22 protein-coding genes are annotated in these 25,197 nt (G+C 60.7%); 10 read left to right on the forward strand and 12 right to left on the reverse strand.

Annotated features, from left to right (window positions below; genetic code table 11):
• Positions 1-8: 8 nt before the first annotated feature.
• On the reverse strand, positions 9-2,075 hold the full coding sequence (locus QWU43_RS04980) for a bifunctional UDP-sugar hydrolase/5'-nucleotidase (RefSeq protein WP_370917287.1): 2,067 nt from the start codon (positions 2,073-2,075) through the stop codon (positions 9-11).
• Between the two features lie 188 nt (positions 2,076-2,263).
• On the reverse strand, positions 2,264-2,680 hold the full coding sequence (locus tag QWU43_RS04985; RefSeq protein ID WP_370915192.1) for a DUF5997 family protein: 417 nt from the start codon (positions 2,678-2,680) through the stop codon (positions 2,264-2,266).
• Between the two features lie 23 nt (positions 2,681-2,703).
• On the opposite strand from QWU43_RS04985, the gene QWU43_RS04990 reads away from it, so the two are divergent.
• From QWU43_RS04990 to QWU43_RS05000, 3 genes are all read left to right on the forward strand, one after another.
• Positions 2,704-3,414 (forward strand): LysR family transcriptional regulator substrate-binding protein, encoded by a 711-nt coding sequence (locus QWU43_RS04990; protein ID WP_370917288.1) that lies wholly within the window; start codon positions 2,704-2,706, stop codon positions 3,412-3,414.
• 153 nt (positions 3,415-3,567) lie between these two features.
• The gene (locus QWU43_RS04995; RefSeq protein WP_370917289.1) at positions 3,568-4,293 is read left to right on the forward strand and encodes an LGFP repeat-containing protein; all 726 of its coding nucleotides are present in this window, start codon (positions 3,568-3,570) and stop codon (positions 4,291-4,293) included.
• A 183-nt stretch (positions 4,294-4,476) separates the two neighbouring features.
• On the forward strand, positions 4,477-5,007 hold the full coding sequence (locus QWU43_RS05000) for an N-acetyltransferase family protein (RefSeq protein WP_370915189.1): 531 nt from the start codon (positions 4,477-4,479) through the stop codon (positions 5,005-5,007).
• A gap of 762 nt (positions 5,008-5,769) precedes the next feature.
• On the opposite strand, the gene QWU43_RS05005 is transcribed toward QWU43_RS05000, so the two are convergent.
• Together QWU43_RS05005 and glpX are read right to left on the reverse strand one after the other, a co-directional pair.
• On the reverse strand, positions 5,770-7,176 hold the full coding sequence (locus QWU43_RS05005) for a class II fumarate hydratase (protein WP_370917290.1): 1,407 nt from the start codon (positions 7,174-7,176) through the stop codon (positions 5,770-5,772).
• A gap of 381 nt (positions 7,177-7,557) precedes the next feature.
• Positions 7,558-8,559, reverse strand: coding sequence for a class II fructose-bisphosphatase (gene glpX, locus QWU43_RS05010; protein WP_370915186.1), 1,002 nt, complete (start codon positions 8,557-8,559; stop codon positions 7,558-7,560).
• 371 nt (positions 8,560-8,930) lie between these two features.
• On the opposite strand from glpX, the gene QWU43_RS05015 reads away from it, so the two are divergent.
• Positions 8,931-9,497, forward strand: a complete 567-nt coding sequence (locus tag QWU43_RS05015; RefSeq protein WP_370915185.1) for a DUF4245 domain-containing protein — start codon at positions 8,931-8,933, stop codon at positions 9,495-9,497.
• A gap of 27 nt (positions 9,498-9,524) precedes the next feature.
• Here QWU43_RS05015 and QWU43_RS05020 read toward each other — a convergent pair whose 3' ends face one another.
• On the reverse strand, positions 9,525-9,800 hold the full coding sequence (locus QWU43_RS05020) for an exodeoxyribonuclease VII small subunit (RefSeq protein ID WP_370915184.1): 276 nt from the start codon (positions 9,798-9,800) through the stop codon (positions 9,525-9,527).
• Between the two features lie 52 nt (positions 9,801-9,852).
• Positions 9,853-11,091 (reverse strand): exodeoxyribonuclease VII large subunit, encoded by a 1,239-nt coding sequence (gene xseA / locus QWU43_RS05025; RefSeq protein ID WP_370915183.1) that lies wholly within the window; start codon positions 11,089-11,091, stop codon positions 9,853-9,855.
• Positions 11,092-11,209: 118 nt separating this feature from the next.
• Between xseA and QWU43_RS05030 the strand changes: the two genes are divergently transcribed.
• A complete protein-coding gene (locus tag QWU43_RS05030) occupies positions 11,210-12,181 on the forward strand; it encodes a 4-hydroxy-3-methylbut-2-enyl diphosphate reductase (RefSeq protein WP_370915182.1) in 972 nt (323 codons plus the stop codon).
• Between the two features lie 163 nt (positions 12,182-12,344).
• On the opposite strand, the gene QWU43_RS05035 is transcribed toward QWU43_RS05030, so the two are convergent.
• The 5 genes from QWU43_RS05035 to QWU43_RS05055 all read right to left on the reverse strand — a co-directional run bounded on the left by QWU43_RS05035 (position 12,345) and on the right by QWU43_RS05055 (position 18,316).
• Positions 12,345-13,553, reverse strand: a complete 1,209-nt coding sequence (locus QWU43_RS05035; RefSeq protein ID WP_370917291.1) for a DUF6542 domain-containing protein — start codon at positions 13,551-13,553, stop codon at positions 12,345-12,347.
• Positions 13,554-13,636: 83 nt separating this feature from the next.
• A complete protein-coding gene (locus QWU43_RS05040; protein ID WP_370915180.1) occupies positions 13,637-14,785 on the reverse strand; it encodes a DNA recombination protein RmuC in 1,149 nt (382 codons plus the stop codon).
• 36 nt (positions 14,786-14,821) lie between these two features.
• On the reverse strand, positions 14,822-16,318 hold the full coding sequence (locus tag QWU43_RS05045; protein WP_370917292.1) for an AI-2E family transporter: 1,497 nt from the start codon (positions 16,316-16,318) through the stop codon (positions 14,822-14,824).
• Between the two features lie 181 nt (positions 16,319-16,499).
• Complete coding sequence (gene metS / locus QWU43_RS05050; protein WP_370915178.1) at positions 16,500-16,691, reverse strand: methionine/alanine import NSS transporter subunit MetS; 192 nt, start codon at positions 16,689-16,691, stop codon at positions 16,500-16,502.
• Entirely contained in the window at positions 16,688-18,316 is a 1,629-nt protein-coding gene (locus QWU43_RS05055) for a sodium-dependent transporter (RefSeq protein ID WP_370915177.1), read from the reverse strand. The genes metS and QWU43_RS05055 overlap by 4 nt, the downstream gene beginning before the upstream one ends.
• A 332-nt stretch (positions 18,317-18,648) precedes the next feature.
• On the opposite strand from QWU43_RS05055, the gene ychF reads away from it, so the two are divergent.
• The 5 genes from ychF (at position 18,649) to QWU43_RS05080 (ending at position 24,122) form a co-directional block, all read left to right on the forward strand.
• On the forward strand, positions 18,649-19,746 hold the full coding sequence (gene ychF / locus QWU43_RS05060; protein ID WP_370917293.1) for a redox-regulated ATPase YchF: 1,098 nt from the start codon (positions 18,649-18,651) through the stop codon (positions 19,744-19,746).
• Entirely contained in the window at positions 19,743-20,732 is a 990-nt protein-coding gene (locus QWU43_RS05065; RefSeq protein WP_370917294.1) for a site-specific DNA-methyltransferase, read from the forward strand. Before ychF ends, QWU43_RS05065 begins: the two co-directional genes overlap by 4 nt.
• Positions 20,729-21,682: a hypothetical protein gene (locus tag QWU43_RS05070; RefSeq protein WP_370917295.1), complete on the forward strand. Its 954-nt coding sequence runs from the start codon at positions 20,729-20,731 to the stop codon at positions 21,680-21,682. The genes QWU43_RS05065 and QWU43_RS05070 overlap by 4 nt, the downstream gene beginning before the upstream one ends.
• 208 nt (positions 21,683-21,890) lie before the next feature.
• Positions 21,891-23,465 carry a recombinase family protein gene (locus QWU43_RS05075; protein WP_370917296.1) on the forward strand — a complete coding sequence of 525 codons (1,575 nt, stop codon included), beginning with the start codon at positions 21,891-21,893 and terminating at the stop codon, positions 23,463-23,465.
• A 114-nt stretch (positions 23,466-23,579) separates the two neighbouring features.
• Positions 23,580-24,122, forward strand: a complete 543-nt coding sequence (locus QWU43_RS05080; protein ID WP_370917297.1) for an antirestriction protein ArdA — start codon at positions 23,580-23,582, stop codon at positions 24,120-24,122.
• A 47-nt stretch (positions 24,123-24,169) separates the two neighbouring features.
• Here the strand turns inward: QWU43_RS05080 and QWU43_RS05085 are convergent, their stop codons facing one another.
• On the reverse strand, positions 24,170-25,132 hold the full coding sequence (locus tag QWU43_RS05085) for a hypothetical protein (RefSeq protein WP_370917298.1): 963 nt from the start codon (positions 25,130-25,132) through the stop codon (positions 24,170-24,172).
• Between the last annotated feature and the right edge of the window lie 65 nt (positions 25,133-25,197).

A 25,197-nucleotide genomic window follows, 5' to 3' on the forward strand; every position in this document is an offset into this window, starting at 1 on the left:
CGTGTACCTCACCGGATGCCCAACCAGGCGATGAACAGCTCGATGAGAGCCGCGAGACCTCCGTTGAGGATGTACGCCAGGTTACCGAGGGGACTGCTCAGCTTCTGGATACCCGAGCTGAGGACCGACGCACTGCCGGGGGTCGGGGGCTCCGGTTCACCGGTGTCACCACCTGTGACGGTGAGAGGCAGTTCTGCGATGGTGCCGGAATCGGTTTCGATGTGGAGGGTGAGTGTATCGGAGCCGACCGGGACAGTCAGGGGCAGGGTCGCACGGCCGGTCTCATCGTTGCCGGCGACGATGGTGTTGTCGACCGGGACGGTCACTTTCTCGTTGCCCAGCGTGACGGTGACGTTGTCCGGAACCGGTTCCCCGCCGGTGTAGGAGAGTGAGGACAGGTTGACCGTGATCTTGGAGCCCGCCTTCACCGATCCGTCGTCGGCTGCTCCGTCCAGGTGGACGCCGACGGAGGTCTGCTGGTTACGGGGCGCGATGTTCGGGTTAGCCGCGAGGTAGCTGATAAACAGATCAACGTCCAGCAGACCGGTGTCGGTGAAGGTGTTCGATCCCGTTTGGGTGCCGAAAGCGGTGAAACTGTCACCTTCGTTGAGCAGGAACCGGTTCCCGGCGACACGGTAGGTGGCTGTGGGATCGATCGGGGCACCGTTGACCAGTACCCGGGTGATCCGGGCACCCTGTTCACCGGCCGGATCGTAAATGTAGGTGACATTTGATGAGAGCCCCAGGGCGAGACGGGTCCGGGACTGGCCGGGTTTCCACTGCTGCTCCAGGAGTTCGATGAACTGTGCACCGGTCATGTCGACCGTGCCGATCGGGTTGCCGAAGGGCTGGACCTGGTACGCGTCGGCGAAGGTCACCTCGCCGGCCGCGAGGTCCGCCCGCACACCACCGGCGTTCATGATGCCGATGTCGGCTTTCAGTGCTGTCTTCGCGTTAATGGAATCGAGTGCCGCATCGGCGAGAAGACTGTTCAGGGAGGACTCCACGCCCCGGTTGCCGCCGGTGTCACTGTCAGTGGAATCCCGACCACGCAGGAAGGCATCCGGGACGGTCGCAACGACCCGTTGCCCCTCCTCGGCGGCCGCTTCCTCTGCGGCGGTCACTATCGCCTGCACCTCGGTGTCGGGGTTTTTGCTGCACTTCGCCCAGATGTCGTCGGCGGTGTGGTTTGAGGCGGTGACGGAGGTGACCTCACCGGTCGAGGGATCAATCACGATGTCGATGTCGGAGAGCAGGCGCCCGTATTCGCCGGGCTGCACAACGACGAGAGGTTGGCGGCCCTTGCGTTCAGGGCCGGTTTCGAGGGTCTCCTTGTGGGTGTGCCCCGCGACGACGGCGTCGAACACGTCGCTGAATCCGGAGTTCACGTGGACTCCTTCATGAACGAGTCCGATGATGATGTCTGCCACATCGGCCCTGGCGATCCGTTCGGCCTCGGCATTCATCGCGGCTACGGGTTCGCTGAACCGTAGGCCTGCGACGCCGTCGGGGTTGACGATGGAGGGGGTCTCCGCAGTCACTCCACCGATGTATGCAACCCGGATCCCGGACTCGGTGGTGATGATGTGGCTGGGCGCTGGTGCCGGATCGGCGCCGGTGATGTTCGCCGCAATGTAGGGGAATCGCGCCTGGCCCGTGCCGTCGAAGGAGACTCGGGTGCTGACGTCCTCGAAGCCATTGTCGAACTCGTGATTGCCCAGGGCTGACACATCGAGGCCCATGGCGTTGAATACATCCAAGGTGGGCTTGTCGCGGAGAATCGAGGAAACGAAGGGAGAGCCGCTGATGAGGTCACCGGCGGCGACGAAGTTCGTGTTTGGATTGCTGTCCCGTTCGGCATTGATGAAGCAGGCGAGAGCTGCGGCCCCGGGATCGAGGAGGGAACCATCGCGGTCCCGGGCCACCGAAATGTGACCGTGGAAGTCACTGGTAGCCAGGATGTTGAGGGTGACTGGCGTCACTTCCTCAGCGCTCGCGGTCGGCGCTGCCAGACCGCTGAATGTCAGTGTGCCCACGGTGAGTGTGGAGAGGAGGGAACGGCGGTGGGTATTCATTGCAAGGTCGCTCCGATGGGGAAATGAGATACGGATCACGGTCCCTTGCAGTTAATCAGTGGATCATATTACCAATGGCGTCATATCGAATGCGCTGCTTTTTCTGCTGGGGATTTTTCGTTTGGTTACCGTTAATTCATCTTTCTGTCATCCATATCAGCCCCGGAACGGGGTACCTGGCGCGAGTGCTATCCTTCCTCCGCGGTGTCACCGGTTTCCGTGGGGTCCCCAGCGGTGGCTTTGCGGGATTCCGCTGCACGCTCTTCTGCGAGTGTGGTCCGGGCCTTCCGCAGCCACTCAGGCTGGTCGGCGAGGAGTGTCTTGATCTCATCGGTGGTCAGGGGTCGGTCCATGTCATTGCGCTTGAGCGCGGCGACGGTGACGCCGAGTTTCCGCGCAACTTCCGGCCGAGGATGCGGTCCGGTGGCCCGCAGGTCGGTCAGCCACTGCGGCGGATTGTGCTGGAGTTCGGCGAACTCCGCGTGGGTCAGCGCATTGCGCTGGAACTCCTCCGGTGCCGCAGGCAGGTAGATGCCCAGCTTCTTGGCTGCGGTGAGCGGCTTCATTGCGGTACTCGACGGCGTGCGTGCTTCAGGCTCTGTCATTGCATCACGGTAACATTCCGCGTATGAATCTCCGTAGCTCCGAGTCGGCTCTCTCCATCGCGTTCGCCACGGGAACCGCACCCGGCAAGTGGTTCACTCGATTCACTGAGCGCACGGGTCATCGGGAGCCGCTGACCGAAGAGAGCCCCGATCCTCTCGGCCGACTCATTGACGGGCTGGCGGACATTGCGCTCGTCCGGTTGCCAGATCTCCGCATAGACGACACATTTCACCTGGTGAAACTCTACGAAGAACAACCCGGAGTTGCGGTTCCGAAGGACAGTGAACTCACGCTCACCGAGGCGTTGGGGGATGATGATCTTGCGGGCCACAGTATCTTCTACTCTCCCGGGGAAGATGGTGTTGTGGATATCGTGGCACTCAATGAAGGGATCGACGTTGTCGCGACCGGGGTCGGCGTCGCCATTGGGCCGAGACCGTTGCTGCGCAGGCTCGGATCACGGAGAACGGAAAACCGTGACTACCTCGGAGGTATCCCGACAACCGTCGCTCTCGTCTGGCGCATGCGGGACGACTGTGACGAAATTCAGGATTTTGTGGGTATCGCCAGGGGGCGGACGGGGGGAAGTTCAAGAACGGTGCAGCCTAAACGGAGTGCGGCGGAGAAAGCGGCGGTGAAGAAGGCGCGACGGGAAGGCGTCGGGGGCACGCGCCGCCAGCCGGGCGTCAGGAAGGGGAGCGGCGGCCCAAAGCGTCAACGCCGCCGCAGATAATCGGCTTCTTTTCACGCGCCGCCAAGAATAATGGTGTTACAAGTCAGTGACGGGATTGTGACGCATTGGTATCAGGATTGGCATTAGGTGAAGCAGAGGTGTCATAGTAGGTACTCGGCACTGAACTCCCCTGAATCTAAGGATTTGATTCTCATGACCAAGAAAACCCGTACCCGAATTCTTGCTGGTGTTGCGGCACTGGGCATCTCTTTGAGCGCCGTCGCCTGCTCTCAGGAAGCCAAGGAAGACCTGGATAACGCGACCGACAAGGTCGCTGACGCGGCTTCAGATGCCGGGGATGCGATCAAGGACACCGCCGAGGACGCCAAGGATGCCGTCAAGGATGGCGCTGAAGACGTCAAGGACAGCGCTGAAAACGCAGCCGAGGACGCCAAGGATGCGGCCAAGGACGCCAAGGATGATGCCAAGGACGCGGCTAAGGATGCCAAGGATACGGCTAAGAATGCTAAGAAGGACGCACAGGACGACGGAGACGACCAGAACACCGATGTCACGGATGCATCCGGTAAGAACGTCAGCGTGCCTACCCCGATCGTCGACATGTACGAATCCCTTGGCGGCACTGCAGGTCACCTCGGTAAGCTGACGGAGGTCAAGGAGAAGGACGGCCGTTACCTCGCCGCCTTCAACGAGGGCTACTACATCGCCTACTCCAAGGACACCGGTGCCCACCGTCTTAACGGCAAGATCGCCGAGGCATGGATGAAGGAGGGGGGACTCGACTCGGATCTGGGCTTGCCCACCGCCTATGAGATTGAGCGCAAGGACGGCAATGGCTGGGCGCAGAACTTCGAGCACGGAGACATCATCTGGTCCAAGACCGATGGCACTTGGAGCGCCAAGGTTGAGACCCACTGATCGGAGAATGAGACCACTCTCCCTCTGATGGGTGCAATGCACTGAGAAATCCCCGGCAATCTCCGGGGATTTTCTCGTTTTCGCATCATGCAGGGACAGATGTTTTTCCGAGACTGTGCTGGTCAAAGAGCTTACCTTTTTCTCAGGTTGCCGTGGGTGCCCCCACGCAATATTCTTCGTGGCATGTCTGAACGCGACTTCATCATCCGACCGCTGACCGAAGACGATTACGGTCAGGTCCGGTACATCTACGAGCGAGGCTTGGACACCGGCCACGCGACCTACGAGCGCCACGCCATGAGCTGGGAGGAATTCAACAGCCACAAGATCATGGACTGCGCCTTTGTCGCGGTTGAACGTTCCGACAACGAGACCGTCCTTGGTTGGGTCTCCGCCGCTCCTATCTCGCAGCGCGAGGTGTTCCACGGCGTCGTCGAGGATTCGATCTACATCGATCCCAAAGCTCAGGGGCGCGGGGTGGCGGGCGCGTTGCTGGATACCCTCATCGCGAAATGCATCGAGCTGGAGAAGTGGGCGATCCACTCCTGGATCTTCCCGGAGAACACCGGATCCACGAAACTCCACCAGTCCCGGGGTTTTGAAAAAGCCGGCACACTCAGCCATCTCGCGAAGATGCCCTACGGCGAACTCGCGGGTCAGTGGCGAGACACCGTCATCTGGGAGAAACTCCTGCCGAAGCCTGAATCTGTGTAACTGGTTACCCGTAAAGACACAAAAAGCCGATGTGTGCTGAACTGGCGCCATCGGTTTTTGCTGTGAGGATACTTCCACCGTCGACGGTTTCTTTTCCCCGGATGGGTCTCCAGATAGCTACTCGCGGCATCAACGAGACTCGTGTGGACGGTCCGGCCAGCTCGCGCGCCGCCCCTCCAGTGTCGACCGGGGGTTGGTGTGACAGTTTCTCCTCTGTCGGCGCAGTAATTCACCTGTATCGATCACACCGGGTTCCGTGGCACTCCCGTTGTCCGGACGGAGACGATTGCTCATCAGAAAGGCAGCGTTCGTCACCGGTTACGGAAGATTCGGTAGCTTTTCGCTAATGTGTTCCGGGTTTTTGGTACTGGCCAGTGGATGGGGCTACTTGCCAATGACGGTGTTTTCCTTGAAATCGATGCAATTGAAGAAGGCATGGAGGAGATCCCCGCAGTGCTACAGATGTTATCGGTCGTCGCAGCGGAGAACCTGCACTGCAATTACAGGTCAGGTTGTGTGACCATCAATTACGGCTCGCACTGCACATGTCCCTTCGTCTCGAGTAATGGTGATCACTGGTGCGTATGGCGCTGAGCGCAGCTAAAAACGCGGGTGCGACAAAATGCACCGAGTACATTCAGTCGTCGGACGGACAGCTCATCGTCTCAGCCACATTGCCGGATGCGGAGGAGACGAAGCCCCCACCGGTGCTCCATACACCTGCGGGGGCCGGGACAGCGTTGCCCATGTCTTGAGCGTTGACTACTCGGAATCGCGGTCCGTGTTGCACATCGCGAGCACGTCGAGGCGCTTGTCCAGCTCTTCCTCGGTGAGCTTGTCGCCGTCGACGAAGCCCAGGTCAATAACGGTCTGACGGATGGTGGCGCCCTCCTTCAGTGCGGTCTTGGCGACCTTCGCGGCGTTCTCGTAGCCGATCGCGGAATTCAGCGGGGTCACGATTGAGGGAGAGGACTCAGCCAGGGTTTTCATGTGTTCGGTGTTCGGCTCGATGCCGTCGACCAGACGCTCGGCGAAGACCCGGGAGGTGTTCGCCAGGAGCCGAGCGGACTCCAGGACGTTACGGGCCATCATCGGGATGAACACGTTCAGTTCAAAAGCACCCTGTGCGCCGCCGAATGCGACGGCTGCATCATTGCCGATGACCTGGCACGCAACCTGGGTTGCGGTCTCGCACAGCACGGGATTGACCTTGCCCGGCATGATCGAGGAACCCGGCTGGAGATCCGGGAGATGGATTTCGCCCAAGCCGGTCAACGGGCCCGATCCCATCCACCGGATGTCGTTGGCGATCTTGGTCAGGGACACCGCGACGGTCCGCATGGCTCCGGAGAACTCGACCAGGCCGTCCCGGGCAGCCTGCGCCTCGAAGTGGTTGATGCACTCACGCAGTTCCTCAACCCCCGTGAGGTTCACCAGTTCCCGAGTCACATCCTCACCGAATCCGACCGGGGTGTTCAGACCCGTGCCGACGGCGGTGCCACCGATGGGGAGTTCGCCGAGACGGGGCAGACACGCTTCCACACGCTCAATGCCGGCGGCGACCTGGCGCGCATAGCCGGCGAACTCTTGGCCCAGCGTTACCGGAACTGCATCCATCAGGTGGGTGCGGCCGGACTTGACGACGTTTTCCCATTCTTTCGCCTTTGCGGAAAGGGAATCATGCAGGACCTGAAGGCCCGGAATCAGATCCTTGACGGCTGCCTCCGTGGCCGCGACGTGGGTCGCGGTGGGGAAGGTGTCGTTTGAGGACTGACCCATGTTGACGTCATCGTTCGGGTGGACGTCAACGCCAGACTTTTTGGCGAGAGAAGCGATGACCTCGTTCGTGTTCATGTTGGACGAGGTACCTGAACCGGTCTGGAAAACATCGATGGGGAATTCACCATCGTGCTTACCTTCCGCAATCTCCTGTGCGGCGGCGATGATCGCATCAGCCTTCGTCGCGTCCAGAAGTCCACGATCCTTGTTCACCTGCGCACAGGCGGCTTTGAGCAGGCCCATGGCCCGGATCTGCGCGGACTCCAGGCCGCGCCCGGAGATCGGGAAATTCTCCACGGCGCGTTGAGTCTGGGCGCGCCAGAGAGCATTGACGGGGACCTTCACTTCGCCCATTGTGTCGTGTTCGATGCGGAATTCCTGCTCAGTCATGAATAACCAACCTCTTTGTCGTGTGAATGAATGTCTCGATGCTGGTTGCATAGCGCTGTGCTCAACCGGGGTCGATCAGTCGCTCGGACCCGGACACCATGCGGTGCACGCGTTCCCAGTATGGCCGAAAACGGGGGTGTCGTCAGGTTCCCATCACCGTGGTGGGTGGCTTGTGAAACAGATCGCAGCGCAATGCCGTACGGAGCGTCATCGGGTCCACACATCCGGGGGTGATTCGGTCTTCTCCAAGCCGGTTCCCCACAAACCGCGGCCGTCACACCTCAAGCCTTCGGTGCCCGAGAGAACGACGACACCCGTGCCGGATTTCCAGGGGCAGGGTGTCGATACCCTGTGTTCAGGATGGTGTTCCCCGGTGACGGATCAGGAACCGTAGTCCACCACGGAGTACTCCTGGAGCTTCGCCAGTTGGTGTACAGACTCGATGTGGCGCACCGTTCCGGAGCGGGACCGCATGACCAGCGAACGGGTTGTCGCGGACGACGCGCGGTAGGTCACACCGCGCAGCATGTCGCCCTTGGTCACACCGGTCGCAACGAAGTAGCAGTTGTCCGAACGGACCAGATCGTCGGTGAACAAAATCCTATCCAGATCGTGGCCGGCGTCGAGCGCGCGCTGGCGCTCCTCGTCGCTGGTGGGGTGGAGCTTACCCTGGATCTCACCGCCCATACACTTCATGGCGCAGGCGGTGATGATGCCCTCCGGGGTGCCGCCGATACCCATCATCAGGTCCACCGAGTTGGTGGTCTGTGCGGCGGCGACCGCACCGGCTACGTCGCCGTCACGGATGAGACGGACCTTTGCGCCCGCCTCACGGATGTCCGCGATCAGCGAGCGGTGGCGGGGACGGTCAAGTACGACGACCGTAACGTCGTGTACGGGAATGCTCTTCGCCTTCGCCACGGCCTTGATGTTGTATTCGACGGGGGCGAGGATGTCGATCTTACCGGCGGATTCAGGGCCGCAGGCGATCTTGTCCATGTAGAAGACCGCGGACGGGTCGTACATCGAACCGCGCTCTGCCGCCGCAAGCACCGAGATGGCGTTCGGACGGCCCTCCGCCATCAACGTTGTACCATCGACCGGGTCCACGGCGATGTCCACGGCGGCCCCTTCACCGGTGCCGACCTCCTCACCATTGAACAGCATGGGGGCTTCGTCCTTCTCGCCCTCACCGATGACGATGACACCACGCATGTTCACGGAGTTGATGAGCTTCCGCATCGCGTCGACTGCAGCGCCGTCGCCCTCGTTCTTCTTACCGCGTCCAACCCACCGGCCGGATGCGAGTGCGCCCGCCTCGGTGACACGGACGAGTTCCATCGCGAGGTTGCGGTCCGGAAGCTCGGGTTTCTGGATGCTCATGATGTCAGTGCCTCCTGTAAGGCGCTCATGTGCGGCCATCATCCCGCCCACAGTGACCCGGAAAACACCCGGCACAGCAGGCGGTACGGATGCGACCGCTTGTTTGTAGTCGTAGGTCAAATATTTTTCAGCTACGGGCGCGCAGTCATATTCCACCAGGAGACGCCCCCGACGTATCCCGCACGAACTGCACGCGCGGTACTGCGTCCGGGATCTGTCCGTGCGTCCGCTGCCTCCATTGTTGCACTTTCTGACCACCGTTGGGGGCAACCTGTACGGTTCAGATAATTGCGTTACCCCCGTCTGATCACCGTAGTGTCGGCCGGATACTGGGGGCGGGTGGAAAAGAGGGTTCTGACATACTGGTCACCGTGGCCGAGAATAAACCCCGTATCTTCCAGGACAGCAGGGACATGATCATGTCTCTGGTCGTTATCGTCGTCATCATGGCCGTCGTAGTCAGCTTCACCGGGATGTGTTCGCTCCGCAAAGATCCTGTCGAGAACGGGCCGATCCATGCCGTGGATGCGGAGAGCTTCCTGGAACTCCAGTCCCGTGCCATGACCTTCCCGGTCCGGCTCCCCGAGAGTCCCGAGGGGTGGATCGCGAACTCAGCGCGTCGGCACCCGGTCAACAACACTCCCGCACCACTCGTAGGCTGGGTTACGGCGAAACGGGGATACCTGCAGCTCTTACAGACGGACCAGCCTGTGGAGGATGCGGTGAAGGGCCTGGATTCCCACCCTCGTGAGATCGCCGACACCCGCGACGTGGACGGGAGAGAGTTCACTGTCTGGACCCCCTTTGAGGACACCGCAGACACCGTGTGGACCACGACCTACAGAGATGTGAACCTCATTTTCGCGGGCAGCGCCAGTGACGAGGAATTCACTGAACTCATACACAACACACTCGTGGCGGAACCGTTCCGCCACTGATCACCACCGCAGGTGTATCCCTGGGTATCAGGCGTCATCAGCCGCCCGGGACGTGATCTCCGCGTCGGACCGGAGAATAGCCTCAACCCTGTGCCGCGCTCCATCGAGATGCTCCTCACAGCGCTTGGCCAGGGCCTCACCGCGCTCCCAGAATCTCAGCGACTCATCGAGGGGCATCTGCCCGTGCTCGAGGATCTTCACGATCTCGACCAACTCATCCCGCGCCGCCTCATAACTGAGTTCCGAAACCGGAGGAAAGGCATCTTCCTTCGGGCGCCCCGTACCTACTGCATCACTGTTCACGTTTTCTCTCCTGTATTGGTGTCGAATCAGTTCCACGGAGGCGTTACCCACTTCAGTCAGATGGGCGGACAGCCATCGCCGCAGCGGTGATCGAGCCATCGGCGACCCGGATCCGGAGCTGACTACCGGGAGGGGTTTGAGTAATCGATGTCACGACCTCGGGCTCCGCTGTAACGGGCCCCACCTGTACGACAGCGTAGCCGCGGGCGAGGGTGGCGGAGGGGCCGAGCGTGGAAATTCGGGAGCGGAGGGCCTGGACTCGGGTTTCCTGGCGGTCCAGATCGTGAGTTACCTGCATGCGCAGATGGCGGACGAACTGCACCACCTCTTCGGAGCGCCTATTGATCGGAAGCATCGGATCCGACAATGCGGGACGGCTCCGCAGGTCACGTAGCCCCTGGTATTGCCGTTCCACCCACCCACGCAATGCCTGGGCGCTCCGGCCACGAAGCTCGGTGATCAGTGCGCGTTGCTCCGCGACATCTGGAACAACCCGCTTCGCGGCGTCCGTCGGGGTGGCGGCACGAAGATCCGCGACATTGTCCAGCACGGGTGTGTCCGGTTCATGACCGATCGCACTCACCACTGGTGTCGATGCCGCGGCGACGGCCCGCTGCAGGGACTCCTCTGAGAACGGCAGGAGATCCTCCACTGACCCACCTCCCCGAGCGATGATGATGACATCGACCTCCGGATCGTCGTCGAGAGTACCCAGTGCCCGGATAATCTCCGGCGCTGCCGTCGCCCCTTGTACGGGAGTATTGATCACCCGGAACCGGACCTCCGGCCACCGGTCCTTCGCAACCGAAAGCACATCCCGCTCTGCTGCCGACCCTCTACCTGTGATCAGTCCCACACAATTCGGAAGATAGGGGATCCGCTTCTTCCGTGCCGGATCGAACAAGCCCTCGGCGGCCAGACTGCGCCGCAACATCTCGATTCGGGCGAGTAGTTCACCGATCCCCACCGGGCGGATCTCCGTCACCCATAGAGAGAAACTGCCGCGCCCGGGATAGAAAGCAGGTTTACCGTGTACGAGGACCCGTTCCCCGTCGCGTAACGGCGTCGGAGAGTTGCGGAGCAGCGAAGTGTAACAGGTGAGCTGCACACTCGCGTCGGCTTCCGTGTCCCGCAAGGTCAGGTAGGAGAGTTTCCAGCTAGGTTTCGCGTTGATCTGTGTGAGCTGCCCCTCCACCCAGACGTGCCCCAAGCGTTCGATCCAGGCTTTGACCTTCGCGTTCACTTCACGAACCGGCCAAGGCCGATCAGCGGATGGGGCGGCGGAAGTCACAGGCGCACTACTCCTTGATTATGCTCGGCATCAGGTGCGGCGGGAACCTGTCCCGAAGAGCCGGTTCCGAAAGCCTCATTGTAGGCGTTCAACCGCACCTTTGGTTACGCTGTAGCCCATGACGTCACCCGTTGCCACTGAAAAAAAGGTTCTGCTTGCCGCCCCGCGCGGTTATTGTGCCGGAGTTGACCGTGCGGTCGAGACCGTCGAGCGGGCCCTCGAGAAATACGGCGCCCCGGTGTACGTACGTAAAGAAATCGTGCACAATCGCTATGTCGTGGACACTCTCGCCGAGCGCGGGGCGATCTTCGTCGACGAGACCTTCCAGGTACCCGAGGGATCTCACCTCGTCTTCTCCGCGCACGGTGTCAGCCCCGCCGTGCACGCAGAAGCCAAGACTCTCGACCTGAAGACACTGGACGCCACCTGCCCCCTCGTCACGAAGGTCCACAATGAGGTGAAGCGCTTCGCGCGCCAGGGATACCAGATTCTTCTCATCGGACATGAAGGACACGAAGAAGTCGAGGGAACCGCCGGTGAGGCCCCTGACGTCGTCCATCTCGTTGACGGTGTGGAGGGAGTGGATAAACTCGATCTGAAGGCCACGGAGAAACTGATCTGGCTGTCCCAGACCACTCTCTCGGTGGATGAGACGATGACCATCGTCCATCTACTCAAACAGAAGTACCCCCAACTCCAGGATCCTCCTTCGGACGATATCTGTTATGCCACCCAGAACCGTCAGGTTGCGGTGAAGGCTATCGCGGAACAGTGCCAGCTCATGATCGTTGTTGGTTCGCAGAACTCGTCGAACTCCAAGCGCCTCGTCGAGGTCGCACTCCAAGCTGGAACCGACGCCAGCTACCTCGTCGACTATGCTTCCCAGGTCGACACAGCCTGGTTTGAGGGGGTCAGATGCGTTGGCGTGACATCAGGCGCCTCCGTCCCGGAAATCCTCGTCCGAGATGTGCTCGAGCTCCTTGCCAAACATGGTTACACCACTGTTGAGGAGGTCACTACAGCGGCTGAAAAACTGGTTTTCGCACTACCACGGGATCTCCGCCCGAAGGACTCCGTCGGACGCAGATAAAACACCCGGCTCCTCAAGCTCGGCGAGCCGTATAAGGCGCCGGGATCTCATCTTCGTGCAGAAGAAAGATAGATCCCGGTTTTCCTATGTGGGGTACTGGGGCACAAAATCAGGGGTGTTAGACCGAGTGGGCAACGCCCACTGAACACCTGTGCGACACAGGTCAGGTGTAGAGATCGTCGTCCAGCCATGTCGGGCGACGCCTGGGTTCGGGCTCCGGAGAGCTCTCAGACGACGGGCCGGGTGCCGGAGCCTGGGGTCGTGCCGGACCGTTGCCCGCTGGGCGGTCGTCCCGAGATCGTAGCGGACGTGATGCTGCGCGCCGCTGGCGGGAATCTCGCGGATATTCGGAGGATTCCGCGTGACGGGATCGGGTGCCTCGAGGATCCTGGATCCGACCGCGTGCGGTCTCCCCGATCATGTACCGGTCTCGCCTGAGATCAGGGCGGCGCTGCGATGCGCCGGACACCGACCCAGGGCGAGGCGCGGGCCGCACTCTGATGGGACGGTCGGTTGTCCCGGCTGTGCGTTCCGGGAGACGTGGCCGTGGGGTCCGGGGATGGCTGTTCTCCGTAGGACGACGGATTGAGGCACGTTCTGTCACGGTGTGCCGACCGGCATCTCCGGTTGTCTGCGGGTGGGGGTGTTCCCTTGAAGGTCGACGGCGGGGGAGTGGGGAACTATCTGAGGGGGATTCACTGGTGCGTGGCCGCTTCCGGTTTGCTGCTGCGGCTTTCTCTTCAAGTGCTTTCTGCCGTAGCTCGGCGACCGTGGGTCGAGTATCCCCATCGATCTTCTCGCGGCGAGCCCTGGAATCGACGTCCCGTGCTGCTCCGATTCTCCTAGCGCGAGACGCGGCAGCGATGTTGCGCTGTTCGGCGACGGTGAGTTTGCGTCTGGTCTGACGATGGGTTCGTTGGGCCGCGATCTGTAGTTTACGGACACGGGCCAGTCGGAGGATAGCTATCAGAATGCATCCGACGGTTGTTGCCGCAAGAACCGGAAAATGCTGGGCCAACGGGTAGATCGCCGTGACGATTCCGGTGGTGGAGAATGCGTCGCTTCCTTCAGCCGCTGTGGAACGGGCGACGGTCCACGCCGCGATGGGGGTGGCGACACCGAAGAACAGCGGCATTCCGGTGACCGTTAACCAGAGCCCCCGGGGGCACACTGTTAGCGTACAGCCGAGGGCTGCTGCGGCGAACAAGCCGAGATAGACGACACCGATCTGCTGCTGATCGACGCTGATCGCCGTGCCGGTGACCAGCGTCAGCACCATGATGAGTGGACAAATCCAGATCGGGAAACCGGCACGCAGACCGGATTGGCCGGGGCGTCGGGTCTTCGACCGATTCATGGGCTGCTGGGGCACGGAAGGCTATGTTACCGACTCCAGGCCTGAAATTCGGTAGCCTCACCCCGTGGCGGATGTCGAAGACTTGGGAACGTGCTTGATCAGGGAGCGGAGATGTTCCCCGGACCGGTGATCCGTCGGCTCCGTGTCGTCGCCGGATGAAGACTCACCGGCCGGGACTTTGTGACGGGACCGGCATCCATTTCGTCCAGGGTTCTGGCTGTGACCATGACCCTCGACTCCAGGGACCCGAGCGTCGAATTGTAGGCGTCCACAGCGCGGTCCAAAGCGGCTCCGACCTTATTGTAGTGTTCCGCCATCGTGTTCAAGCGTGAGTAAAGTTGCCTGCCCAGCCGGTGTATCTCCGCAGCCTGCTCATTCACGGCCTCCTGCTGCCACCCGAGCCCGACCGTGCGGAGCAACGCAACCAGAGTTGTCGGTGTGGAGAGGATTACATTTCGGGAGAATGCGTGCTCGAGAAGCTCAGGATCGGTGGTCAGTGCGGCGTCGAGGAATGGGTCTGCGGGGACGAAGAGCACGGTGAACTCCGGTGTCCGATCGAATGCGGCAGCATAGTTCTTCGAGGAAAGCTGATTCACGTGATGGCGCAAATGATGGGCGTGTCGACGAAGGTGTGCGGCATGCTCTTCCGGATCTTCCGTATCGAGGGCATCGAGGTACGCGGAGAATGGCACCTTGGAGTCGACGATGATGGTGCGTCCGCCCGAAAGCCGTACGACGAGATCGGGGCGGAGGGCCCCATCGGTGCCGCGGGTGTGTACTTGGGTGTCAAAGTCGCAATACCGAACCATGCCTGCCATCTCCACCACGCGTTCCAGTTGCATTTCGCCCCATCTTCCTCGAACCTGAGGTGCCCGGAGTGCTGTGACGAGCTTGCCCGTGCGATCCGACAGCATCGTCGAGGTGCGTGTCATCGACTGAACCTGGCTGCTGAGTGCTGCGTAGGCTTCGACCCTTTCCTGCTCCAGTGCGCGAACCTGCTGACTCAGTTGAACGACAGCCTGCTGGAGAGGTGCGAGGGAGGTGTTTACCCTCCCAGTGAGTTGTTCTGCCGCGTCTGAGGTGCGCTCTGCGGTGTCTGCCCGCAAACGTGCCGTCGCAAGTTCTGCGAGGCGGTCGATGTCCGGAGCTGCGGTTCCCGTCGTCTGCCCACGGGCGAACCAACCAAGAAGGGCACCGATGACGATGCCGAGGAGAAGCGTGAGAAGAAAACCTGCCGACGGACTCATGACACCACTGTGCCATCTGCATCGGACACGGTGGTGTCACCGGCGCGGCGTGTCGAAAATATGTACGAATTTCGAGGTGAGATCCTGGATTCGGTTCTGCGGAGCTGTGGGTGAACCCCGCCGCGGCGATGCCCCCATATCGGTACCTGCCTCTGCGGTGCGTAACCCGCTGGAGAACCTGTCCCCGGATCGACGCGCTGCACGCATCCGACGACCGGCCTCCTCACCGTGGCGGGCGGTGAGTGAACCGGCAACAGTGGCGAACACGATCTCATCCGCGGTTTTCTCCCCGGCACGCAGTGCAACCATATCCGAGAGATAGCGCAGTAGAACCGCGACCATCGCGGCGGTCGGTACTGCGAGGAAAGCCCCGATGATGCCGAAGAGGCCACCTCCGACGGTGACTGAGACCAACACGATGACGGGGTGCAGGTTCATGGCCCTGGACTGCAGCCAAGGAGAAAGAACGTAGCCTTCGACCTGCTGGACGATGATTACCAGAACGAGTACCACTACGGCTTCTGTGACACCCAGGGACACGAAGGCAATGAGCACCGCGAGAGCCCCCGCCGCGACCGCGCCGATGATGGGGATGAAACCGGCGATAAAAGTCAGTAGGGCGAGGACAAGGGCCATCGGCACGCCGAGGAGAACCAGCCCGAGACCGATGAAAACCGCATCCAACAGTGCCACGATCGCCTGGGCGCGAATGAAACCCGATAACGTGTTCCAAGCCCGGGTCAGGAGCTCCGTCAGATGCCACCCGACCCTGGGCCCGGTGACCTCCCGCATCCAGGGTAGGAACCGGTCCCCATCCTTGAGGAAGAAGAAGGTCAGCACGAGAACGATGCCGAGCATGATGAGAATCGTCGACGCGATTCCGAGTCCGGCGAAGATCTCACCGGCTATCGCCGAAGCCTGATTTTGCATCCACGTTGCCCCCTCAGCTAACCAGTCGCCCAGATCATTGCCCTGGAGCTGGACCGGGGGATCCTGCAACCACAACTGGACACGTTGAACGCCCTCAAACGCCTGGTAGTAGAGAGCCTGGGATTGGCGGGCGACACTGGGTGCCATCAGGGCGATGACCACGCCAAAAAGTGCGATCGTACCGAGAATCGTGATGATGGCTGCGGGTGCGGCGGGAACCCTGTGGCGTCGAAGCCACGACGCCGGTTGGTGGAGTACGGATGAGACGATGAGGGCGAGAACCACCGGGAGAACGCCCTGCCAGAACTTCAGGAGAACAAAACCGACCATGCAGGCGGCTGCAGAGACGATCAACAATCGGAGACACCATGCCGCGAACTCCCGTAGTCCTTCGGCGATGACCTCCGACCGGTCGATCGGTGCATCCGGTTGAACTTCCTCGAAAGCCCGGGAAGCCTCTTCCGCGAGGGTTTCTGCAGCGGGCGGGTGATCGGTTCCGGAGAGGGGGGTTACACCCGGGGAATCGACTACTCCGGACAGCGCTGGGCCATTTCCGGGATTACGTCCGGAGTCGGGGGTGGAAGGTTCGCGAGGGTCGGTCACAGCCCCTATATTGCCTTAAAACACCGTGCTTCTGAACATCGTGATCGAAGGACGGCGTAAGTGTCGTGATGCCTGCTCCGACCTTGGATTTAGCAGGATGGAAAATCCCCGGGTTGGTGGAGGAAAAGCCGTACCCCGACAGCACTGAGGCGGTCGGGGTACGGCTGGGAAGCTGATGTGTCTAGTCGGTCGGGCGGGCCGGGAGGCCGGCCTTTTCCTGTTCGATCAGGACATCGTCCGTCGCGAGATGGGACGTGCCGAGCACCCCGGAGGAATCATCGGGATGCTTGCGCAGGGCGAGGATGCTGACCAGAAGGCCGCCCCAAATGACGACCATGAAAAGGACCATCATCATGATTGCGATGCCACTCATTTGCGGGCTCCTAACTGTTCAACCGCGAAGCCTGCGTGCCGCGGGCGTTCCGGATCGTATTTCTGCGGGGTGGTGATCTCGAGCTGCAGGTCGGGGTCGACACCGAAGTCGGAACCGGGAGGACCGACCAGGGCGATGTTTCCGCGCCACGGGACGAGGCTCATGACGACGGCGGTGGTCAGGATCAGGGCGACGACGCCCCAACCCCAGACATTCACCTGGACGTCGGTGTATCCACCGTAGTTCTCCTGGACCAGGCTGATCAGTTCCTGCAGCAGCGTGTAACCCAGAACGATCGTCGTGATGTTCACGACGCAGATGCGCCACAGGTTACCGACCCGGAAGCTGGAAACTGCGTTGAGGTGGAGGGCCATCTCATCCGATCGACGCAGAACCCAGTCCACGATGATGATCGCGATCAGGGCGATACCCACGATGCCGATGTTGTTCACGAACTTGTCCATGATGTCCAGGGTTGCGAGACCGGAGGTCGTGGCGAACAAGGTCAGGGAAATCAGCGTCATGAGAACACCGACACCCAAAGCGGTGGCCTTGCGGGGTAGAGCGAGCTTGTCCTTCACAGCGGAGACAACGACCTCAAGAAGGGAGAACAAAGACGTGAAACCGGCCACGGTGAGGCAACCGAAGAACATGACACCGAAGACGGGGCCGAGAGGCATCTGGTTGATGATCGCCGGGAACGCGATGAACGCCAGACCGATGCCGGAGGTCGCGACCTCGTCGACGGGAACGTTCTGCTGGACAGCCATGTAGCCGAGGGCGGAGAACACGCCGATACCGGCGAGAACCTCGAAGGAGGAGTTCGCGAACGCTGTGACCAGACCGGTGCCGGTCAAGTTGGTGCGGGGCTTCAGATATGACGAGTACGTCAGCATGATGCCGAAGCAGATGGATAGGGAGAAGAAGATCTGACCGTACGCTGCAACCCACACACCCGGATCGCTCAGTGCGGACCAGTTCGGAGTGAAGAAGGCGTTGAGCCCCTCCGCTGCGCCTTCCAGGGTGACGGAGTATCCGACAACGAGAATGAACAGTACCGTCAGAACCGGCATGAACACCTTCGAGATTCGGCCGATACCCTCATCGACACCCATCGCGAGCACGATGATCGCCAGAACCCAGACGAAAGCCAGGGCGAGGGCGATCTGCGGCACGATGTCCATCGAGACCATCTGTGTGCTGTCAAACTTCAGAAAATCCTCGAAGAAATACGTGTTGGGGTCATCGCCCCATGCTGTGTTGAAGGACTTCAGCGTATAGAGAGCTGCCCAACCGATGATGGCGGCATAGTAGATGGTGATGATGAAGCAGATGCCCACCTGTACCCAGCCGACGGGCTCCGCCCAAGTCCGCAGACGACGGTAGGCGAGGGGGGCGGAACCGCGGAACCTGTGGCCCAACGCGTAGTCGAGGAAGAGGAGGGGGATACCTGCGGTGATCAGAGCCACCATGTAGGGAATCAGGAATGCTCCGCCACCGTTTTCATAGGCGACGTAGGGGAAGCGCCAAATATTGCCCAGGCCCACAGCGGAACCAATCGCCGCAAGCAGGAACGCTATGCGGGTGGAAAATACTTCGCGACCTTGAGAAGTGTCAGCAGCCATTGCCGGCCTTTCGAATCAAGTCGGATGAGGGGCCACGGCAGTGGGAGGGTGTCGGGGTGGTGACTGTGAGACACGGCCGCGGATATGTGTCCACGCAGGTACCTGGTGGCAGGTGTGGCGCCACGCCGGTAACCTTCAGCGCGTTCTACGGTTTTTCTTAACCGCCGATGATTTTAGCACCACATTTCACTGGGTAAAACATGGTGTCCACCAAGTGGGAACCCGGGTGTGGTGATCGGCGAGCGCTTTACGACACGCCACCACTCCTCCCGGGATGCTGCGGATCTGGCGGTGTCCGGCCCGTACGGGCGAGGTTGATAGGATGTGCGACTGTGAGCCTTACTCTTGGAATCGTCGGACTGCCCAACGTCGGCAAGTCAACCCTGTTCAACGCACTGACCCGCAACGATGTGCTGGCGGCGAACTACCCGTTCGCCACCATCGAGCCCAACGTCGGGCTAGTCGAACTGCCGGACGCGCGCCTGAAGCGTCTCGCCGAGATCTTCGGATCCGAGCGCATCCTGCCCGCCACCGTGTCCTTCGTCGACATCGCCGGCATCGTCAAGGGTGCGTCCCAGGGCGAGGGCATGGGTAACAAGTTCCTCGCTAACATCCGTGAATCCGACGCCATCTGCCAGGTTGTCCGCGTCTTCAGCGATGACGACGTCATCCACGTCGACGGACGCGTCGACCCCGTCAGCGACATGGCCGTCATCGAGTCCGAACTCATCCTCGCGGACCTCGAGACCATAGAGAAGGCCATCCCGCGGCTGGAGAAGGAAGCCCGCAAGGACAAGTCCAAGGCCGCCGAGGTCGAGGCCGTCAAGAAAGCGCAGACGATCCTCGAGGACGACCGCACCCTGTTCAAAGCCAAGGACGAGATCGACCTCGGAACGCTCCGCGAACTCCACCTGCTCACCGCGAAGCCGTTCCTCTACGTCTTCAACGCCGACGAGACCGTCCTCACCGACGATGACCGCAAGCAGGAACTCCGCGACCTCGTCGCACCCGCCGACTGCGTCTTCCTCGACGCCAAGACCGAGACCGAACTCCTCGAACTCGACGAGGAGGAAGCCGCCGAGCTCCTTGAATCCGTCGGCCAGCACGAACCCGGCCTGCACTCCCTCGCCCGCGCCGGTTTCGACACCCTCGGCCTGCAGACATACCTCACCGCAGGCCCCAAGGAATCCCGCGCCTGGACCATACACAAGGGTGACACTGCCCCCCAGGCCGCCGGCGTGATCCACTCCGACTTCGAACGCGGCTTCATCAAGGCCGAGATCGTCGCCTTCACCGACCTCGACGAGGCCGGCTCCATGGCGGAAGCCAAGGCCCGCGGCAAGGTCCGCCAGGAAGGCAAGGACTACGTCATGGCCGACGGCGACGTGGTGACGTTCCGAACAGGACTAACGTCTGGAAGTAGGAAATGAGTGCTGCTGACTACGAGTTGGGTGCTGATGGCAGTGCTGCTCTATTCACTGTCGCCGAGGGTTCGTCGCGCACGGTGCGTGATCTAGCTCGAGACGAGAACTTCAACGCAGTTGGGCTCGGTGAGTTTCAACCGCAAATCGAAGCCCCAGAAGGCACTATTTTTCAGGGAGACTCGATCGCGTGGCTCGCCTCGGTAGAGGATGCCTCGATCGATCTGATTTTTGCCGACCCTCCTTACAACATCAAGAAAGCTGACTGGGATAATTTTGAGTCTCAGGAGGCCTATATTGAGTGGAGTCTGAGCTGGATCATTGAGGCCAGTCGAGTGCTCAAGTCGACCGGCAGCCTGTACATCTGTGGCTTTTCAGAGATTCTCGCCGACCTCAAGCACCCCGCATCGAGAAACTTCGCGGCCTCTCGCTGGCTCGTTTGGCACTACAAGAACAAGGCCAACCTCGGCAGTGACTGGGGTCGTTCGCACGAGTCAATCTTGCACCTGCGTAAGTCCAAGCGACAGAAGCTCGCGGAGATCGACTTCGTTCGTATTCCGTACGGCGCGCACACGCTTAAATACCCCGGCCACCCCCAGGCGGAGACGTCCGCCTACGGCAAAGGGCAGGTTAAGCGAGAGGAATGGACGCCGCACCCGATGGGGGCCAAGCCTAAGGATGTAATCGAAGTTCCAACAACCTGCAACGGCATGAACGAGAAGACCCCTCACCCGACGCAGAAGCCGGAGGAGTTGGTGCGGAAGTTTGTCTTCGCGAGCTCGCACCCAGGGGAGGTTGTTCTCGACCCATTCTCAGGCTCTGGAACCACTGCGGTGGTTGCCGCGCAACTGGGGCGACGATTCCTCGCGTGTGAACTCGACCCGCAATACAACGGCTGGGCGGCAAAGCGGCTGCAGCTGATGCATCAGCGCACGCCAATGGAGTGGTTTGAGCACGACAGATCCAACATGCAGAGACGAGGATCGATCCGATGAACATTACGGGCCTCCGCGAGTGGGCGACGGACCAAGATCGCTTTCTTACGATGCGGCACTACATTGACTTCGCTAAAGCGTTCCTTGAGTACCGCGGTGACCATGGGTTTCAAGCCGAATTGGTTGCGCGCAACACTCCGCACTACCGCTTCTTCCAGTACAAGGCCGACGCGGGCTACCAGTTGACGCGTCCTATCAACAGTGAGCTCTACTACGGGGCCGATGAGTTTGACGCTGCAGTCGAGACGTTTTACGAGGCGCTTGACGGCGTTCTCGACGACGGATTCGTGCCCGACGCTGCGCATCGGGACTCCTTGAACCGGGTGATTTATACCGCGCAGCAGTCAATTGGAGCTGCCTTGGACGCCCTGCCAGCAGGAAGTTCGAACAGGGCCCGAAAGATCAACGGCAACCTGTTTGAGCGGTTCATCGGCCTGGCTATCAACCATTGTGGAGTGGAGTGTCGGTCGGGCGTGCTCCAGGTTCCTGTGATGGACGACGATGGCGTCGAGCAGTTTAAGATGAATTACCAGCACGACCTGATGGTGGAGGTTGAAGGCGACTTGAAGGCAATCGGTTCCGTCAAGACTTCGAGTAAGGACCGTATCGACAAGGTCTTCATCGATAAGTTCTTGTACAACCGACTGACCGGAGTCGCCACACCGCACTTCGCCATTTTCCTCAACGATGTGCAGCGGAAGGGGAGGGAACCGAACTATGGCACGAGTCAGACCTTCCTTCGCGGGCACTTCAAGGGCTACACGGTGAAGCTCAACCCGCTCGACGGGGTTTACTACTGCGACCTACTTCCGCAGATGGAGACCGACCCGCTGCTCGCCGAGCACATCAGTCGCATTGACCGCTTCTTCGCCGAGGATCTACGTGCGTTCGTGGTGGCCGCCCCATTGGTCAAGGCTGATGTTGAGGGGGACACCTTCAAGGATCGCTGACACAACACCACCACGCTCTCGCGTTCCGGGATGAGGTTATTTAGACCCGATGTGCGCGTTGCCGAGCAGGCTGGAAAAGACTCGTCGATGCCCTCGATCTCACGGTCTCGTTTGCCACGCAGTTGGACTTGAACCAGTAGAAGCAGACGCTGAAGAATATCGTCAGCTATTTTGAACACTGATTACGTCATAGGCGTAGAATGACTGTGTGCAATTGAGTGACAGTTCTGCGCCCCGCAAGGCCGCTATCTACCTTCGTATCTCTCTCGACCGTGAGATGGATGGCCTGGCCATCGACCGCCAGCGCGAGCAGTGTGAGGCGCTCGCCGCGTATCGCCAGTGGGAGGTCGTTGAAACCTACGTAGATCAGTCGAAGTCTGCCACCGACCGCACCAAGGTTCGCCCGGCTTATGGCCAGATGGTTGCTGACTACAAGGCAGGAGCCTTCGACGCCATCATCTGTTACGACCTTGACCGTCTCACTCGCCAGCCCCGTCAACTTGAAGACTGGATCGACGCATCTGAATTGCGGGGCCTAGCCCTTGTTACTGCCAACGGTGATGCTGACCTATCAACCGACGGTGGACGTATGTATGCCCGTATCAAGGCCGCTGTCGCTCGTGCCGAGATAGAGCGCAAGGGCGCTCGCCAGTCAGCCGCGCAACTCCAGCGTGCCAAGCAGGGACGAGCACCCAAGGGTATGCGACCGCTGGGGTACGCCGTCAACGGTGATGTCATTCCCGACGAGGCCGAAGTTGTTCGCGCTATCTACCGCCTGTTCACCCGTGCCGACCATCCTGAGTCCCTGCGTTCTCTGGCGCGTGCACTCAGCGGCACTCAGCCTATCTCCGGCATTTCGCCCCGTCCCAAGCACTCCCATGTCGTTTCTGTTGAGCGTGCCCAGCGACGTATTGCCGAGGGTAAGCAACCGCGACCGGTGGCCCCCGACGGTGACTGGAGCCCCTCGACAATCCTCGGCATTCTGCGCAACCCCCGGTATGCCCAGATGTCTACCTACACACCCAAGACTGCTCAACCCGACGGCGGACGCCGTCGCACATGGCGTGCCCAGATTCTCCGAGACGACGCGGGAGAGCCGATATGCGGGCAATGGGACGCGATTGTCGACGATGAGACGTGGTGGCGAGCTCAGAGCATCCTCGACGACACCGAGCGCGCGACCAACACCTCTGGATCGACGAAGCGAAAGCACCTCGGTTCCGGCCTCTACCGCTGCGGCGTCTGCGATGCCAAGGTCACCGGAGCTCCGCGAGGCTACAGGTGTTCCAAGCATATCCAGCGCGATGAACAGGCCAATGTTACTGTCACGAGCCTCATGCGCAGCGGTACCGAAGTCGACGCTTTCGTTTTGAAGGCGATCGCTAAACGCCTCGAGAAGCCGGATGCTGTGCGTATGGAAGCTGTGGTCGACTCAGCCTCGACAAGCTCGGGTATCAATGCGGCCATCTCTGAACAGCGTGCTCGCATTCTGAGAGCCCAACGTGACTACGACGAAGAGATCATCGAGGGCCGGGACCTTAAACGTATCCGTGATGCCGCCGAGGCCCGAATCGCCCAGCTAGAGTCCGAGCGCCTCATGCGTGGACAGGCTGCTGGTCTTTCGCCCGTCCTTGGATCGGATGACCCGTCTCAGGCGTTCCTCGATGCTTCGTTGGAGGTCAAGCGGCAGGTGATTGATGTCCTTGCGACCGTGACATTGCTCCCTCATCCTCGTGGCAAGAAAGCCTTCAACCCTGACACTGTGGTCATTAAGTGGCGGTGAGAACGCGGCGCAGCCGCGTCGGGTGATCGTGTGAGAGCGGATCTGGCGTAAGCGCCGATTCTCTGAGCACTGCCGGTCAGGTCCCTCTCGTCCAACTACTTGGAGGAGATCGCCATGACCATCACTGATACCACGCCTCGCGTTTGGCCAGCGTGTCTGAACTGCTACAACAACGGTCGTCTCGTCGGCCGGTGGGTCGACTGCACTGACGTCTCCGACGTCACCATCACATCGCTCCACGATGGCTTTAGAGGCCCCTACTCAGGCTGTGAGGAAATCTGGTGTATAGACCACGAAAACTTGCCTGTGAAAGGCGAGATAGGTCTTGCTGAGTCTGGCCGATGGGGTGACTGCTTCGAGGAGGCAGATCCCGACCAGTGGCCCGCCGTATGCGCTTGGGTCAGCTCGGGATGCTACATCGCAGAGGGCACTGGAGATATCCCATCGATGTCGCAGTTTGAAGATGCATACCAAGGCCAGTGGGACTCGTTCGACGATTACGCTACCCAGCTCGCTGAGGACATCGCCTTGACCGATGACTGGCCGGAGGAAGCCCAGCGCTACTTTAACTGGGAGGCATGGTCTCGTGACCTCGCCTTCGACTACACAGTGATAGACGCCCCGGACGGTGGGGTGTTTGTGTTCAGAAACTGCTAAGAAGAACCCCGTAGCCACAAGGCTGCGGGGTTCTTCTTTTCCACGGCTCACCAGTGGCGAAAATCTTCCCCGAGACGCTTGGCAAGCCACCAGACCAGTGCTCCGAACCCGACCACACCTGTCAATGTGCCCAGCGCGATGAGCAACTTAGCCCACCACGCCTGGGCTGCGCTGAAAGAGGACCATGCCCAACCAAGAAGTGGACCGAACCCGGCGGCATAGGCCACACCCATCACAAGACCACCGATGACAAGTAAGGTCGCAGCCAGAGGTAGCAGTGCAAGGCAGAGCCTCCCAACAGCGGCCCATGTCACTTTGCCCTCCAGAGCCTGTAGGCGGCGCTCAGCGCGCCCCATCTCAACCACTAGGTCATCAGCCTTGTCGAGAACTACATCAACTCTCTGAGCCGCCTCGGAGATCTTTTCAACGCCAACTTTGCTTACGCGCTGCTCGAACCCCTCCACCGCGCATTCAACACGCTGCACAGGTGCTTGTACGGCCTTCGTGAGGCTCTTGTCGAGTTGCTCGATGACATACGCATTTACTTTGGCATAGTCGAACTTGACCGTTCTGCCATTACCGACGGTCTTGGTGAGATTATCCAAGCTCGAAGTCGTCGTTTTCAGCCGAGACTCCAGGACCTGCATCATCCTGTACGAATCGATATCGGAACGCTTCACGACTTCTCCGTCGCTCAGCTTCACTGCGGCGCTTGCGCTCAGCTGATTTCCGATTTCGCCGAGCGTCTTCTCGATCTCGCTCAGCCTGTTCTTCGTCACGTCGTCGAGCTGCGCGTGCGAGGGCAGCTCGGACTGCTGCGAGGTCAACGCCTTCAGCTTGGACATGTGCGCCTCGTCCATCACCTCCACATACTTGCTCAGGCTGTTCACAGCGTTCGTTAGCCTTCTCATCTGCTTGGCTTGCGCGTCGAGCAGTGACGTCAAGCTCTGTAATTTCTCCAAAGTCGACTGCTGCTCGTCGGCTTCCTTCATTGTGTCCAGCAACCCCATGAGTAGCTCCTTTTTGTGTTTTGTAGTCAAAGATTTTCTGTGCGCCATCGGCAGTGAACTCTGGT

The organism is Corynebacterium sp. CCM 9204, assembly GCF_041357695.1.
GTDB lineage: Bacteria > Actinomycetota > Actinomycetes > Mycobacteriales > Mycobacteriaceae > Corynebacterium.